This window comes from Nitrosospira multiformis ATCC 25196, assembly GCF_000196355.1.
In the GTDB taxonomy this organism is placed as follows: Bacteria; Pseudomonadota; Gammaproteobacteria; order Burkholderiales; family Nitrosomonadaceae; genus Nitrosospira; species Nitrosospira multiformis.
This window is the reverse complement of sequence record NC_007614.1, coordinates 2,591,942-2,607,250: the sequence shown is the minus strand read 5'-3', so window position 1 is coordinate 2,607,250 and position 15,309 is coordinate 2,591,942. Positions and strand designations below refer to the sequence as shown.

The 15,309-nt window shown below is 54.3% G+C and carries 12 protein-coding genes; 5 read left to right on the top strand and 7 right to left on the bottom strand.

Features of this window, described 5'->3' with window-relative positions:
* Positions 1-25: 25 nt before the first annotated feature.
* The 3 genes from NMUL_RS11955 to glnA all read right to left on the bottom strand — a co-directional run bounded on the left by NMUL_RS11955 (position 26) and on the right by glnA (position 3,647).
* Positions 26-1,288, bottom strand: a complete 1,263-nt coding sequence (locus NMUL_RS11955; RefSeq protein WP_011381588.1) for a putative Na+/H+ antiporter — start codon at positions 1,286-1,288, stop codon at positions 26-28.
* A gap of 224 nt (positions 1,289-1,512) precedes the next feature.
* Positions 1,513-2,178 carry a tetratricopeptide repeat protein gene (locus tag NMUL_RS11950; RefSeq protein WP_011381587.1) on the bottom strand — a complete coding sequence of 222 codons (666 nt, stop codon included), beginning with the start codon at positions 2,176-2,178 and terminating at the stop codon, positions 1,513-1,515.
* Positions 2,179-2,237: 59 nt separating this feature from the next.
* Positions 2,238-3,647 carry a type I glutamate--ammonia ligase gene (gene glnA, locus NMUL_RS11945; protein ID WP_011381586.1) on the bottom strand — a complete coding sequence of 470 codons (1,410 nt, stop codon included), beginning with the start codon at positions 3,645-3,647 and terminating at the stop codon, positions 2,238-2,240.
* A 262-nt stretch (positions 3,648-3,909) separates the two neighbouring features.
* Between glnA and NMUL_RS11940 the strand changes: the two genes are divergently transcribed.
* Positions 3,910-4,368, top strand: coding sequence for a rhodanese-like domain-containing protein (locus tag NMUL_RS11940; RefSeq protein WP_041353247.1), 459 nt, complete (start codon positions 3,910-3,912; stop codon positions 4,366-4,368).
* A gap of 149 nt (positions 4,369-4,517) precedes the next feature.
* Here NMUL_RS11940 and NMUL_RS11935 read toward each other — a convergent pair whose 3' ends face one another.
* Entirely contained in the window at positions 4,518-5,339 is an 822-nt protein-coding gene (locus NMUL_RS11935; RefSeq protein ID WP_011381584.1) for an undecaprenyl-diphosphate phosphatase, read from the bottom strand.
* A gap of 299 nt (positions 5,340-5,638) precedes the next feature.
* The gene (thiC, locus tag NMUL_RS11930; protein WP_011381583.1) at positions 5,639-7,546 is read right to left on the bottom strand and encodes a phosphomethylpyrimidine synthase ThiC; all 1,908 of its coding nucleotides are present in this window, start codon (positions 7,544-7,546) and stop codon (positions 5,639-5,641) included.
* A 268-nt stretch (positions 7,547-7,814) separates the two neighbouring features.
* Between thiC and NMUL_RS11925 the strand changes: the two genes are divergently transcribed.
* The 4 genes from NMUL_RS11925 to hpnA all read left to right on the top strand — a co-directional run bounded on the left by NMUL_RS11925 (position 7,815) and on the right by hpnA (position 13,237).
* The gene (locus NMUL_RS11925) at positions 7,815-8,486 is read left to right on the top strand and encodes a protein-L-isoaspartate O-methyltransferase family protein (protein ID WP_041352595.1); all 672 of its coding nucleotides are present in this window, start codon (positions 7,815-7,817) and stop codon (positions 8,484-8,486) included.
* 206 nt (positions 8,487-8,692) lie between these two features.
* Positions 8,693-10,024, top strand: a complete 1,332-nt coding sequence (locus NMUL_RS11920; RefSeq protein WP_238529815.1) for a TolC family outer membrane protein — start codon at positions 8,693-8,695, stop codon at positions 10,022-10,024.
* A 235-nt stretch (positions 10,025-10,259) separates the two neighbouring features.
* The gene (locus NMUL_RS11915) at positions 10,260-11,903 is read left to right on the top strand and encodes a MutS-related protein (protein WP_011381580.1); all 1,644 of its coding nucleotides are present in this window, start codon (positions 10,260-10,262) and stop codon (positions 11,901-11,903) included.
* 341 nt (positions 11,904-12,244) lie between these two features.
* Entirely contained in the window at positions 12,245-13,237 is a 993-nt protein-coding gene (hpnA, locus tag NMUL_RS11910; RefSeq protein WP_011381579.1) for a hopanoid-associated sugar epimerase, read from the top strand.
* Positions 13,238-13,291: 54 nt separating this feature from the next.
* Here hpnA and NMUL_RS11905 read toward each other — a convergent pair whose 3' ends face one another.
* Positions 13,292-14,581: a c-type cytochrome gene (locus tag NMUL_RS11905; protein ID WP_011381578.1), complete on the bottom strand. Its 1,290-nt coding sequence runs from the start codon at positions 14,579-14,581 to the stop codon at positions 13,292-13,294.
* Complete coding sequence (locus NMUL_RS11900) at positions 14,578-15,309, bottom strand: c-type cytochrome (protein WP_011381577.1); 732 nt, start codon at positions 15,307-15,309, stop codon at positions 14,578-14,580. Before NMUL_RS11900 ends, NMUL_RS11905 begins: the two co-directional genes overlap by 4 nt.

The window sequence follows — 15,309 nt, the reverse complement described above, 5'->3', positions numbered from 1 at the left end:
CCTTAGATCAAAACGTCAACAGACCCTAGAGCAAGCGGAATGCCAAGAGAGCCACGATAGTCGGGGGTATTGCGGCTGTCAGCAGACCTAACGGGTGAATGGTCCCGTCCTCGAAATTATCACGCAGAATGGCGACTCCCGCAGGATTGGGCGCATTCGCGATGATCGTGAGTCCCCCCCCTGTAACCGCGCCTGCAACCAGCGCATATTTGAAGGAATCTGAGAGCCCCTCTACAAGCGAGCCAAGATAGGTAAGGGCCGCATTATCCGTTATTGCGGTCAGCAGCGTAGCGCCATAGAATACTGCCTCGCTGCTCATTCCCAGCAACAGCGGCTGCAACCACCACTGCTGCTGTCCGCCCAGCACTACCAGACCGGCCAGGAAAAATGCCACCAGCAAACCCTCCCGCAGGATAAACCGGTTCTGATATTTTTGATATGCATGGGCGATGCCAAGAAAAAACAGGAAAAGTCCCATAAAGACGGCAGGATGGTGAGCAAACGTCACTATTCCGATCAGGAAGATGAGGTGCACAGCTACAAGAAGACCTGGCGCTTTCTCTCCACGATCAGATAAATTCTGCCCGAGCCCGCCTTGGGACAATTCGCGGCGAAATAGCAACGTGGCGCTCGCCGCATTCACTATCACGACGATAGCTGCTTTCCAACCGAACGTGGATATCATGAACCAGATGTCCCATCCCCATTTCCCCGCCACCATGAGCACGGGAGGGGCAGCGAAGGAGGTCAAGGTGCCCCCGATGGAGACATTGACGAACAGAACCCCGAGCGTAGTATATTTAAGCTTGGGCGAAATTCCGCGCGAGAAGTAATTGTCCCGAAGAATCAGGGCAGCCAGCGTCATGGCCGCCGGTTCGGTGATGAAGGAACCGAGCAGTGGAACGAGGGAAAGCGTCGTAAAGTAGAAAACGATCGCGCGTGACAGCGGAATGAATTGCGCCACGGCGCGTACCGAGAGCATGGCAAGCTGGAGGATCGGCTTTGTTCCAGCGACGACCATGATCGCAAAGACGAACATGGGTTCCGTAAAGTTACGCGAATCCAGGTAATGGATTGCGCTGTCACGACCTTCCACCGCAAACATGAACAGTATGAGAATCATGGCCCAGAAGCCGAACACGACTTCTACTTCACCCAATAAATGCCATATCCCCGCGTGGGCGGGACGTGCGTTTGCCAATCGCTCAAAAAATCTGGTGGAAAACGTATGCAGGAGTGCAACCACGAATAGCGCTGCGCTGATTATCTGAATTGTTGAAGGTGTCACCAACTCCCTTTATATGGTAAGGATTTGAGGGTGAGAGGATGGAATACAGCAACCTAGCCGGACAGGAATCTGCTTATGTCCTTGTGGAGTGAAACTCTCAGAGCTATCGAAGGTTGACCGAATATGCCGATATAATGACGAATAACCACCCTCTGTGGTAACACACCGTAATACGGCCCTTGCATTACGGAGATGCCCGATTTTCAAAACAAACAGCCAAGCTCTTATTTCATTACATCCAGGTTTGCCTGGGCATCGGCATTACCCTGGGCCGCGGCTTTCTTGAACCATTCTTTCGCCTTGGCTTCGTCTCTAGGCACGCCTTCACCCGAATAATACATCACCCCCACGTTATTTTGCGCGTCAACATTGCCCTGTTCAGCCGCTTTTTGAAACAGCCCGAACGCCTTGACGGAATCTTTAGGAACCCCCTCGCCGTTCGCATACAGCAACCCCAGGTTGAATTGCGCATCCGCATAGCCCTGCTCAGCTGCGCGATGAAACCAGGCGGCGGCGGTAGCGGGGTCATTACTCAGGATTTTGCCCGAAGCATCCTTGGATATCGCTTCACCCGTATAGTACATAACGCCGAGGCCGGTCTGGGCTTTGGGATCGCCAGCCTCCGCGTCTTTTTTCAACTGCAGGAATTTTTCCTCGGGTGTGGAATCGCTCTCAGACCCGGCCGGCATGATTTCTTTCAATATTGCAGACTTCTCTTCCGGGCTGAGGCTTTCTTCCAGCACTGATGGCATTTGCTTCTCGGAAGTAAACTCATCCGGCAGTTGCGCCTGCTGCCCACCCGGTTTCTCCGCGTCCTTCGCTGTTTTCTGACCACACCCGGCAAGCATGAGCATTGGCAGCGCGAGCAATGTAACAAAAAGAATTTTCATCGGATATTATGTCCTGATCAATGAAACAGCATGAGCGGTCCGAGCGTGAGAAACAGTGCTCACAAGCTGTAGTACATATCGAATTCGACCGGGTGCGTCGTCATCCGGAAGCGCGTAACTTCTTCCATCTTGAGTTCGATGTAGGCATCTATCATATCATTCGAAAACACCCCGCCGCGAGTGAGGAAATTACGATCCTTATCCAGGCTGTCCAGTGCTTCATCCAGGGAAGCGCAAGGATTGGGAATTCTGGCAGCCTCCTCGGGTGGAAGGTCGTAGAGATTCTTGTCCATCGGATCGCCCGGGTGACTCTTGTTCTGGATTCCATCCAGCCCCGCCATCAGCATGGCAGTAAATGCAAGGTAAGGGTTCGCGGTAGGGTCGGGGAAGCGCACCTCGATCCGGCGGCCTTTGGGGTTGTTGGCATAAGGAATGCGGATAGCGGCCGAACGGTTACTTACGGAATATGCAAGATTGATGGGTGCTTCAAAGCCTGGAACGAGGCGCTTGTACGAGTTGGTCCCCGGGTTGGTAATGGCATTCAATGCCTTGGCATGGTTGATGATTCCGCCAATATAATACATTGCCATTTCCGAAAGCCCGGCATACCCGTTTCCGGAAAACAGGTTTCGTCCGCCTTTCCAGATCGACTGGTGCACATGCATCCCGGAGCCATTGTCACCTACAATGGGTTTTGGCATGAAGGTGGCGGTTTTTCCATACGAGCGGGCAATGTTGTGCACCACGTATTTGAATACCTGCGTCCAGTCGGCACGCTTCACCAGGCTGCTGTACTTGGTGCCTATTTCACACTGGCCGGCAGTCGCCGTTTCGTGGTGGTGCACTTCAACTTCGATACCCATTTCCTCAAGTGCAAGACACATCGCCGACCGGATGTCGTGCAAGGAATCGATCGGGGGAACCGGGGAATAGCCCCCTTTGATACCAGGACGATGCCCGATATTGCCACCCTCATATTTTACTCCCGAACTCCAGGCTGCTTCTTCCGACTCGATTTTTACGGAACAGCCGGACATGTCGGCGTGCCAGGTTACGGAATCAAAAATGAAGAATTCAGGCTCCGGACCAAAAAACGCGGTATCGCCGATCCCGGTCGACTTGAGGTAGGCTTCGCCGCGTTTTGCCAGGGAACGGGGATCCCGGTCGTAACCCTTCCCATCCGCAGGCTCCACCACATCGCAGGTGATGAACAAGGTGGCCTCGTCCATGAACGGATCCATCCGGGCAGTACCGGTATCCGGTATCAGGAGCATATCCGACGCCTGCACGCCCTTCCAGCCGGCGATGGAAGAGCCATCGAATGTATGACCGTCCTCCAGTTTGTCCGCATCGACGGCGTGAGCGGGCAGGGTTACATGCTGTTCTTTACCGCGGGTATCGGTAAATCGTAGATCAACGAATCTGACTTCGTTGTCCTGAATCATTTTCAGAACATCGGCTACCGCCATTTCAGTCTCCAAACCATATCAATATGCAAGCGTGCGAAAGCGCCTTCCTTTTAAAAAGCGGAGTGTCCCCATATAAAGGGAATTTGCAGAATTGATATTATATCCCAGGAGGGGAGTGGCCATTCCCTCAGCAATAAAATACCGCAAGTTGGAGGAGACAGGGTTTGTTGCATCCTGTCCCTCGATTGAAGTTTTCCAGGCATCCAGATGGCTGAAAATCGATTACCATTACATATTATTTCATTCGTGTCATGGTAAACATATGGAAACCGAAACAATTACTGCAATACTCGAAAGGGCGCATAAGCGCGCCGAGGAAATGGACCTGCCCTACCAAGGGGCACTGTTACCAGCCGAGGCGCTTACCCTGCTCCAGGAAGCGCCGGCTGCGAAACTGGTGGATGTGCGTTCACGCGCGGAATGGGATTGGGTAGGAAGAATTCCCGGTGCAGTGGAAATCGAATGGCAGTCTTATCCGGGAATGCGTTCCAACCCTGATTTCATCAACTATCTTTCCAGCCAGGTAGATCAGGAATCGCTGGTCATGTTCATCTGCCGTACGGGAGGGCGCTCGCATCAGGCCGCAGCTACTGCTTCCGAACTGGGGTATACGAATTGCTACAACGTTCTCGAAGGATTCGAAGGTGAGAAAGATGCAACCGGCCATCGCGGTACCAAGGGCGGTTGGAAGGCGGCGGGACTACCTTGGGTGCAGAGTTGAGGGCCTTTCGTTTCCATCGCTCTGAGTTAGAACCTCCTGTTCATCCTGACCCTAGAGAAGTTCAGAACGTGCTTATCGCGGTGACAATAACCTGGAAAATAATGGAGAGCGTCAGTGCATGAGCAAAACTCATTGGAAAGGAATGCTTCTTACCCCGACCACTGAACCATCCCGGAGTAGGCCGTAATCAGGACGATAATCCCGAACCCGATGCGATACCAGGCAAAAACGGAGAAATCATGCTGGCTGACAAAGCGGAGTAAACCTCGTACCGCCAGGAGAGCGCTGATAAAGGATGCCACGAACCCGATCGCGAACACGCTCGCATCATCCAGATGAAGGATATCGCGATTCTTGTAAAGATCATAAAAAGTCGCCGCGAACATAACCGGAATCGCGAGGAAAAATGAAAATTCAGTAGCGGCTTTGCGCGACAGGCCGAAGAAGAGGCCGCCAATGATGGTGGCGCCCGAGCGCGAAGTGCCGGGTATGAGCGCCAGGCACTGAGCCAATCCCACCTTCAAGGCATGCTTCCAGTCCATGTCTTCGACCCGTTCCACGTCCACCACATGTGGCCGGCGCTCGGCCCAAAGAATTAGAAGGCCGCCGACTATGAATGCCAGCGCGACCGGTACCGGATGAAACAGGTATTGCTTGATGGTTTTGATGAACAGCAAACCCAGAATTGCGGCGGGCAGAAACGCGATCAAGAGATTCAACACAAAGCGGTTTGCGTCCTGGCGGGATCCGATGTCCGTCACTACATGGCGCAGCTTGACGCGATATTCCCAGCATACCGCCAGAATCGCGCCAAGCTGAATGACGATGGTAAATACCTTGCCCTTTTCGTCATTGAAGTTGAGCAGGTCGCTGACCAGAATCAGGTGGCCCGTGGACGAAATCGGGAGAAATTCCGTCAGACCTTCGACTATGCCAAGGATGAGCCCCTTGAGGAGAAGAAACCAGTCCATTCCAGATTATCCGGCAGAAGCCGGGAGACCGCGGGGAACCGGGAACGAACGGGGATGAACCATGGTGTTACCAAGGAATACAGGCAATGGATATCCAGTAGAGAAGTAACGCCGAGCCGCGGCTGTTTATTTTTTCGATATTATCGCATCAAACCGCTTCGGTTTGAGAATACTTGCGACGCTTTTGGGGGAAACGTGCAGGAGAAGGTCCTGGCAATGGAATCTCGCCCGCATTCTCCTGCCGCCTTCCTCTTTTGCTTTTTCAACGGCAAGCCGGCACAAGCCGGCTGTCATGTCGCTTACACCTTGCTGTAAATCTCGGTTCCCCTTGCTACAAATTCACTCGCTTTTTCTTCCATGCCTTTTTCCAGGGCCTCTTGGTCGCTGACACCTTTGCTTGCCGCAAAGTCGCGTACATCCTGTGTGATTTTCATTGAGCAGAAATGCGGACCGCACATCGAACAGAAATGGGCGAGCTTCGCGCCTTCCTGCGGCAGAGTTTCATCATGGAATTGCCTTGCCTTGTCGGGATCGAGGCCAAGGTTGAACTGATCTTCCCAGCGAAACTCGAAGCGCGCTTTGGATAGAGCATTGTCGCGTAATTGGGCGCCGGGGTGTCCTTTTGCCAGGTCTGCGGCATGGGCAGCGATTTTATAGGTGATGATGCCATCCTTGACGTCATCCTTGTCCGGCAGGCCGAGATGCTCCTTGGGGGTCACATAACATAACATCGCGGTACCGTACCAGCCGATCATGGCAGCGCCGATGGCAGAGGTAATATGATCGTACCCGGGAGCGATGTCGGTAGTGAGCGGCCCCAACGTATAGAACGGGGCTTCGGCGCAGTATTTCAGCTGCATATCCATGTTCTCCTTGATGAGATGCATGGGAACATGGCCGGGGCCTTCGATCATCACCTGCACATCATGCTTCCAGGCAATCTGCGTCAGTTCACCGAGGGTTTTCAGCTCCGCAAACTGCGCTTCATCATTCGCATCGTATATTGAACCGGGCCGCAATCCGTCGCCGAGGGAGAAGCTCACATCGTAAGCCTTCATGATTTCGCAGATTTCCTCGAATTGCGTATACAGGAAACTCTCTTTGTGGTGGGCAAGGCACCACTTCGCCATGATCGATCCGCCGCGGGAAACGATACCGGTGAGCCGTTTTGCGGTCATCGGAACATAGGCGAGCCGTACGCCGGCATGAATGGTGAAATAGTCCACCCCCTGTTCAGCCTGCTCTATCAGGGTATCGCGAAAAATTTCCCAGGTCAGATCTTCGGCCTTGCCATTTACTTTTTCCAGGGCCTGGTAGATCGGCACCGTGCCGATGGGAACGGGACTGTTGCGTATGATCCATTCGCGCGTTTCATGAATGTTTTTTCCCGTGGAGAGATCCATTACGGTATCCCCTCCCCAGCGTATCGCCCATGTCATCTTTTCCACTTCTTCCTGGATACTTGAGCTTAGTGCCGAATTACCGATATTTGCGTTGATTTTCACCAGAAAGTTGCGCCCGATGATCATGGGTTCGGATTCGGGATGATTGATGTTGGCGGGAATGATTGCGCGTCCCCTGGCGACCTCGTCGCGTACGAACTCCGGCGTGATGTGGCGCGGCAGAAACGCGCCGAAATCCTGGCCCGGGTGTTGGCGCGCAAGCATTTCCCGCTGTTGATCGGCCAAATGCTCGCACCGCTGATTCTCCCGTATGGCAATGAATTCCATTTCCGGGGTGACGATGCCGCCTCGGGCATAATGCATTTGTGTCACGTTTGCTCCAGCTCTGGCGCGGCGGGGACTGCGTTTCAAGTCAAAGCGCAGTTCGGCGAGACGCGGATCGTTCAGACGTTGCCTGCCATAGATGGAGGCAGGACCCGAGAGGATCTCCGTATCTCCGCGCTCATCTATCCACTTTTCGCGCAGCGGCGCCAAGCCGGCGCGAATGTCAATTTTGATTGCCGGGTCGGTATAAGGACCGGAAGTATCATAGACATAAATGGGCGGATTTTTTTCCGCTCCCATGCTGGCGGGCGTATCGGACTGGCTGATTTCACGCATGGGAACCCGGATATCCGGGCGGGAACCGCTCAGGTAGGTTTTTTGTGACCGGGGCAGAGGTTTGACCGTGCCTTCGTCAACTTGCGCAGTCTTGCCCGAAAAAGGCAGCGAACTTTGGACCGCGCTTGAAACTGTTGCATTCATATTACGCTCCTTGAGTGCCATAAAGGAGCGGGACGACCGGACAACCCGATTCCCAGCTTCCCTACGGCGGCATTATCCGTGTCAGGTAGAGGAACCATCGAATAAGCATGATATGCAATGTACTTATCCGCGGGTTCCATGAGGGACTCTCTCACCAGTTTCCGAGTGCTCGCGGAAACGGACCCCTAGCTGCTGCTGTGAAGCTAACGGAAATGTGGAATAATTGCAAGTTTGTTATGACATTTCATATAGGAGCAGATGGTTGGATATGGATCTCGAACAAAGCCGGTATAACATGGTGGAGCAGCAAATTCGCACGTGGGAAGTGCTGGATCAGGAGGTTCTCCAACTATTGTTCGAGCTGCGGCGCGAGGAATTTGTCCCGGCAGCTTACCGTTCACTTGCATTCGTCGATATGGAAATTCCGCTGGGATACGGCGAGGTAATGCTTGCCCCCAAGGTTGAGGCGCGGATTCTGCAGGAGTTGAGAATCAATAATACTGACAGAATTCTGGAGGTAGGGAGCGGCAGTGGCTACCTGACTGCGCTGCTTGCTAAAAAGGGGAAGTTTGTCCATAGCGTGGAGATTGTGCCGGAACTGGCAGCCATGGCCGAAAAAAACCTGCGGAACCACCAGATTGCCAACGTTCTGATAGAAAATGGCGATGCTGCCCGCGGCTGGGGCCAGCACGGTCCCTATGACGTTATCGTCCTGACCGGATCCACTCCGGTGCTGCCGGAGGGATTTCAGAAAAGCCTTAAAACCGGCGGGCGTCTCTTTGCTGTAGTGGGCGATCCACCGGTAATGCAGGCTCTTCTGGTTACTTGCGTGGCCCAGGAGGAAAACGGGCGCGGGGGCGCGTATAGCACGGTCGGCCTGTTCGAAACCTGTATTGCGCCACTCAGAAATGCGAAGCAGCCGGCAAGATTTACATTCTGATCTTTCGGCCCGCACTTCAGGATTGCCGTCCACGCGACGTATCCAGGGGTACTCTCCTATAGCTATCCGTCTATCTTTAACTGTAGTCAACGAAGATGTTCCTTTCACGCAGCGCAAGGCAATCCGGAACTAAATCCAAGATTGCGCCGTACGTCCATGCGCTCCTGTTTATCGGAGCGCTGAGCACTCCGCTGCGAGCTGCGGACATGATGGACATCTATCATGAAGCGTTGGAAAATGACGCGCAGTTTCGCGCAGCCCGCTTCACGCACCAGGCTGCCCAGGAAAAGCTGCCCCAGGGCCGGGCGGGTCTGCTGCCCACGGTAACGCTGGCGGGTGTGCGCCGCCGGCAGTGGATCGATATAGAAAGAATCGGCGGAACTGGAACCGCGACTGGAACGGGGGTGGCCGTCAGGCCTTCCGAAGTTGTCATCGATAACCAGAGCCTGACCATTACCGCCACTCAGCCGATCTATCGCAAGGAGAATTTCGCGATCTACGAACAATCGAAGCTTCAGGTTGCACAGGCCGATTCGGAGTTCATCATGGCGGCGCAGGATCTGATCCTGCGGGTAGCGCAGGCATATCTGGATATTCTGTTGGCGGAAGTAAACGTGGAGGTTGCAGAGGCGCAGAAAAAAGCCATCAGCGAGCAACTTGCACAGGCAAAGCGCAACTTCGAAGTCGGGACTGCTACCATCGTCGATACTCATGAAGCTCAGGCGCGTTTCGATCTGACGGCTGCGCTGGAAATAGGCGCACTGAATGAACTTGAAGTGCGTAAAAGAACGCTCGAACAGATCATCGGGCGGATACCGGAAGATCTGGCCCATCCCACGGAGACACCCTCCGACCTGCTTACGCTGAAGTACCCCAGGATGCAGGATTGGATCAGCGTGGCCGAACAGAACAATCTCGCGCTGAAGGTCCAGGAGGCGGTGTACGAGATTGCAAAGAAGGACGTTGAACGGGCTCAGGCGGGGCATTATCCGACGCTCGATCTCGTTGCGATATACAGCGACCAGAAAGGGGTGGGGGGTACGATCACAGGGCGTCCCATTGATCTGACCTCAAAAGAAATCGGGGTACAGCTCAGCTTTCCGCTGTTTCAGGGTTTTGCCGTGCAGTCGCGCGTGCGCGAAGCAGTGGCTATCCAGGAAAAGGTGTTGCAGGACCTGAACAATACCCGCCGCAACAGCGTACTGCAGGTAAGCCAGCAGTATCTCAATGTCACCAACGGCATTGCACAGGTAACGGCGCTGAAGCAGGCGCTGGTATCCAGTCAGAGCCAGGTCGATTCCACCAAACTTGGCCAGGAAGTAGGCGTCAGAACCGAGGTGGACGTGCTGAATGCCCAGCAATTGTATTATTCCGCGCGGCGGGATCTCGCGCAGGCGCGCTACAATTTTCTCATGTCACGTTTGCGGTTGAAGGCAGAGGCGGGAGAACTGGACGAGGAGGATTTGAAGGAGGTGAACGATGCGCTGTTTCGACCCCAATCCCCGGGTCCCCTCCAGTCACCGCTCGCCGCGCATTGACGGGCGGCTGCCCCGGTGGTAGATTTTCAGTGGAAGATATCGCCTTTTCTCACTGAAACGTCAAAGGTGGCCATGCACAGCGATGGGCACGCAGTCGAAGCAGCCCTTCCACCAAAGGGATGCTACACTGCCGTAAACTGCTTTTCAGGCCCCTGCCTTCTCCTCCGGGCATCCCTCATTTCAGAAAGGCTGCCAATCTTATCCCGGAAATTGATCACTCCAACATAACCTGATCATGAATTCGCCCTCTGCTCCCAATTCATACTGGAATCAAAAACCTGTTCTCTCCAGTGGACAGAAGCCCAGCGGTATTCGAGACAGCCGGCCGAAGGAAGACGACTACAGTGTACTGGATGCGAAAACGTTCGATGCAATCGAAGCCGATGAGTTATTCGATTCGGTCAATCACGCTATTACTCATGCGGGGCAATCCGTGCTCTATCGCTCGCTTGCGCGACCAGAGACAGATGCGGCGCTGATTCAGAAGAAACAGGAAGCAGTAAGGGAACTTGCGTCAAATTCAATGCTTCGTGAAGCGCTTCAGCACTTCGTCGATACGATGAAAGGGGGAGAACGGTCTCTTTATCATTTACTCTACGGTACTTTTACCGGGGGAATTGCCATAGACAATTCCAGGGGCGGTAAAGATGAAATGGAATTCAGCGGTTACGGCTACCACCAGTTCATCGATGGCACGGGATTTGCAATCGACATGGTCGAGACGATGGAAAATCTACCTCAGCCGCAAAGTGCTTATCTCCGGGAGCTATTTCAGGCTGTTCGCGACTTTGGCAAATCGAGGATTTATTCTCTGATGCGCGGCCCGGTCTATGTCTCGGAAGGAAAATTCAAGACCCGGGAAGAAAAACCGCACTATCTGCCGCTTTCGCGCTTCACGCCCTCCATGTTCAAGCCGATTCCGGTATTTTTCGCTGTGGCTGCGCTCGGTGCGGCGCTTTATTTTTTTCAGGGGTTAATGGCGAGTTTCGGCATCGCTTATCTCGGCTATGGGATACTTGTGCTGGCAGTGCCGATTTTACCCGTTGTTCTGATCGCAATTGCCGCCTCCGATCGCGATACTGTCATCTATCCACTGCGCAAGCTGTTCAAGCACAGCCCTGAACTGGCACGATTGGTGGATGTGCTGGGAATGCTCGACGAACTGCTATCCTTCCATCGCTATTCGGCAGCCTTCGGCGGCAAGATGACTTTGCCGGAAATATCGGAAAGCGAGCGGCACACCCTGGAAGTCAGGGAAGCGCGGAATCCCGTACTCGCGAGGACCAACTCCAATTATGTGCCGAATGATGTTTCGCTCGATGATGCCGGCCGCTTGCTGGTCATTACCGGACCCAACAGCGGCGGCAAAACTGCGTATTGCAAGACAGTCGTCCAGATTCAACTGCTGGGACAGATAGGTTGCTATATTCCCGCCGCTGCCGGGTGGCTGGTGCTGGCTGAGCATGTTTTCTACCAGGTACCGGACCCCGGCCATCTGGATGAGGGCATGGGGCGCTTTGGCCACGAGTTGAAACGCACGCGCGAAATTTTCTTCAATTCCACGCCGCGCAGTCTCGTCGTGCTGGATGAGCTTTCGGAGGGAACGACATTCGAAGAGAAGATGGATCTCTCGGAGTACGTTCTCGCTGGTTTTTACAAGCTTGGCGCAAGCACCTTGCTGGTTACCCATAACCACGAGCTATGCGAGCGCTTGCAGGACAAGGGGATAGGCCGCTATCTCCAGGGTGAATTTTCGCTGCAGGGCCCGACCTATCGACTGATTCCGGGTGTTTCCCGGGTGAGTCATGCGGATCGGGTTGCGGCTGCCCTGGGTTTCAGTAAGGAAGATGTGGAAAAGCACCTGGCCAGCCGCAGCTAGTTGAAGGGGATTGGCAGGTGGAGCGAAGAGAGATTTTATACTGTTGATCGCATTTTGTTCTTTGTAACGCTTCGTTTGTTCTGGTTCAGACATAATGATCTATTGCTGAATTATCCAGAATTCCCGTATAAAGAACTTTACTTCTTCCTCAAATGGAAGGCTGTGTAAGTGCGCAACATCCCGAGGCAACGCCTCTGCGGATTCGAGTCCGCCGCCATCTGATCCTCGATCATTGCGAACTGTGGTGGGCTCTGACAGGAGCAGCATTCATCGCTGAACGACAACGAAGCGAGTGATTGCTCGCAGGTTCCCCCCGAATCCAGACGTCGAAAGGGTCAGATATGACTAAGTCTTTAATAACCGGAGCCAATGGATTTGTCGGCTCCGCAGTAACGCGCTGTTTACTGGAAGCGGGCCATGAGGTGCGCTGTCTTGTCCGCCCGGGAAGCGACCGGCGAAATCTTGATAAGTTGCCCGTTGAAATTTCGGAGGGTGATTTGCGTTCCGCTTCCTCGCTGAAACGGGCGGTCGCCGGGTGCGATAACTTGTTTCATGTGGCGGCAGACTACCGCCTGTGGGTACCCAATCCGGATACCATGTACGAAATCAATGTAAAGGGAACCCGGGCACTGGTTCTTGCAGCCGCCGAAGCTGGAATGAAACGCATGGTCTATACCAGCAGTGTGGCGACCCTGGGGACGGCTGAAAATGGCGTTCCTGCCGACGAAGATACGCCTTCCAGCCTGGGATCGATGTGCGGACACTACAAGCGATCGAAATTCATGGCTGAAGAAATTGTTCAGCAGATGACACGGGAACATGACCTACCCATGGTCATAGTCAATCCTTCCACGCCGATAGGACCGCGTGATATCAAGCCAACCCCCACCGGCCGCCTCGTGGTGGATACATTGCGCAATCGAATGCCGGCATACGTGAATACCGGCTTGAATATCGTGCACGCTGACGATATCGCTGAAGGCCATCTGCTGGCATACAAGCATGGAAAACCCGGCGAACGTTACATCCTCGGGGGGGAAAACATGACCTTGCTGCAGATTCTGCAGAAAATCGATGAGATAAGAGGCAGGCGGATCAGGCGGCTTGGCCTTCCCGTCAAGCTGATGGTGCCCGCTGCCTGGTTGATGGAAAAAATGTCCACCGTTACCAAGGTTGAACCGCGCGCTACCGTGGACAGCGTCTCCATGGCAAAGAAAAAGATGTTCTACTCCAGCGACAAGGCGGTAAGAGAACTGGGTTATCGCTATCGCCCGGCTGCGGCTGCGCTCGAGGATGCAATGAACTGGTTCCAGGCCAACGGTTACTGTGGCTAGGCCGGATATTTCATCGACTCACTGATAATGCCGAGGTGGACTCGCCGACGCGTTCTACTGTGCGCCTTTTCGGCTTCGGTCCACCTGTTCCGGGGTAACGAGGCTTCCCCGGTTGCCCCATGAGTTACGGATATACGATAGCACCAGTGCAATCTCCTTGTCGGGTAGCACTTGCGCAAATGGCGGCATTCCGTAGGGACGCCGCTGGACCTCGGTGACAGGAGCATATCCGCCATTGAGAACGCTGCGGATCGCGTTGGTCGGGGATGCCATTGTCACCCCACGGTTGCCGGCAAGCGCCGGATAGCTTCCCGGGGCACCTTCCCCCAGATTTCCATGACAGTCCTGGCAATAGGTTTCGTAAATCTGTCCCCCTTTTTTAAGCTGCTTGTCGACTTCTTCGGTAAGAGGAGGGGCGGTTCCACGGGAGCGAGGCTCGGTTTCGGGCAAAGACTTCAAATATTTCGCCACCGCCCGTGCGTCGTCTTCTGTCAGGAACTGGAGACTCTGGCTGACGACATTCGCCATCGGTCCGGTAGTTACAGCCCGCGAAGCGGATCCGGTTTTCAGCAATCGCGTAATGTCTTCGATCGGCCAATCCGCGGTACTGGCTTCCTGCAGGGAAGTCAGTGATGGCGCATACCAGTTTGAACCCATCAGCTGACCTCCTCCCAGGATATCTCCTTTGCTTATTCCCAACAAGTTGCGCCGGGTATGACATGCGTTGCAATGCCCGAGCCCCTGCACGAGGTAGGCCCCCCGGTTCCATTCGTCATCCTGCAGCGTATCGGGAAGATATATGCCGGGAGAAAAATAAATAAGCTGCCAGACCTGCAGCAGTGGACGCCAGTTGAAGGGGAAATTGATGCGGTTGGGCGCATTGCGCTGCCTCACGGGTGGAAGTGATTGAAGGTAGGCAAAGATGGCATCGGAATCTTCGCGCGATACCTTGGTATATTCCGAATACGGAAATGCCGGGTACAGGAGATTTCCATCGCGCCCCCTCCCATTATGGAGAGCCCGCCAGAAATCTTCCTCGCTCCAGAGGCCGATACCCGTTTCTTTATCAGATGTGATATTAGGCGTGATGAATACGCCGATCGAAGTATCGAGGAGGTGTCCTCCAGCGTATGGGAGTCCGCTATAGGCCGTGTGACAACCTAGACAGTTCCCAATGCGGGCCAGATAAGCACCGCGTGCTCGTTGCGCCTCGATTTCGGCAGTATCGCGTATCCCCGCTACCTCCGGCTTTTCAGCTGCGGGTGACAGCGTAACGGGGGGGACCAGCAAAATGCTCAGGCCGGTAAACCCGGCGATCAGGATTGTGACGAAGCCGTATCTCATTTGGGAGAGTTCGCTTGTGGAATGATGCTGGCGCAGCGTCTTGCCAGCCTTTTGGGTAGTTCTACTCCCGCGCCTGCATGCCTCTCTTCCGAATCCGGAACAGGTTGCGCGGCCAGCCACATGGCGACAGCGCTTACCTCTTCGGTGGTAAGCTTCTTTGCTATTTCCGACATGCAGTCGGGCGTTCGTCCGCGCATCAGCGCTCCATGCTGCCAGTTGCCGAACTGGGCCATGATATATACGCGCGGTAGGCCAAGAAGGCCGGGAATAAACGGTGCTATTCCCATCAAATCCTTGCCGTGGCAACCGACGCAGGCCGGTATATTCCGGCCTGCGTCACCATGATCGATCAGTTTGCGCGCTATTTTGACTTTGGGCGATGAAGCCCGCATTGGTTCCGGTGGGGGAAAGGCTTGTTTTAGCGAGGAGAAATATTCGGCCATCTCCCACAGATAGCCATCGGGCAGCCCTTCGAGCAGCAGGGCCATGGGCCGGTAGTGACGGCGGCCATCCCGAAAATTCCGTAACTGATTGAAGAGATAGCCTTCCGGTTTGCCGGCGATGCGAGGGTAATATTCATCTCTACCCTTTTTATCTTCCGGGCCATGACAAATGATGCATGCCTTCACACGTTCTTCCGTTGTGTCCGGAATCTCGCGGGCTATAGCAGGCAACCCAATGAACAGCAGGACGATCAGGGCTGATTTAACGAGGATAGGAGGACTCAT

Excerpts from the sequence above, each read along its gene's own strand:
- NMUL_RS11950 (WP_011381587.1), bottom strand. The coding sequence starts at position 2,178 with ATGAAAATTCTTTTTGTTACATTGCTCGCGCTGCCAATGCTCATGCTT.
- glnA (WP_011381586.1), bottom strand. The coding sequence starts at position 3,647 with ATGGCGGTAGCCGATGTTCTGAAAATGATTCAGGACAACGAAGTCAGA.
- NMUL_RS11940 (WP_041353247.1), top strand. The coding sequence starts at position 3,910 with ATGGAAACCGAAACAATTACTGCAATACTCGAAAGGGCGCATAAGCGC.
- NMUL_RS11935 (WP_011381584.1), bottom strand. The coding sequence starts at position 5,339 with ATGGACTGGTTTCTTCTCCTCAAGGGGCTCATCCTTGGCATAGTCGAA.
- thiC (WP_011381583.1), bottom strand. The coding sequence starts at position 7,546 with ATGAATGCAACAGTTTCAAGCGCGGTCCAAAGTTCGCTGCCTTTTTCG.
- NMUL_RS11925 (WP_041352595.1), top strand. The coding sequence starts at position 7,815 with ATGGATCTCGAACAAAGCCGGTATAACATGGTGGAGCAGCAAATTCGC.
- NMUL_RS11920 (WP_238529815.1), top strand. The coding sequence starts at position 8,693 with ATGATGGACATCTATCATGAAGCGTTGGAAAATGACGCGCAGTTTCGC.
- NMUL_RS11915 (WP_011381580.1), top strand. The coding sequence starts at position 10,260 with ATGAATTCGCCCTCTGCTCCCAATTCATACTGGAATCAAAAACCTGTT.
- hpnA (WP_011381579.1), top strand. The coding sequence starts at position 12,245 with ATGACTAAGTCTTTAATAACCGGAGCCAATGGATTTGTCGGCTCCGCA.
- NMUL_RS11905 (WP_011381578.1), bottom strand. The coding sequence starts at position 14,581 with ATGAGATACGGCTTCGTCACAATCCTGATCGCCGGGTTTACCGGCCTG.
- NMUL_RS11900 (WP_011381577.1), bottom strand. The coding sequence starts at position 15,309 with ATGAGTCCTCCTATCCTCGTTAAATCAGCCCTGATCGTCCTGCTGTTC.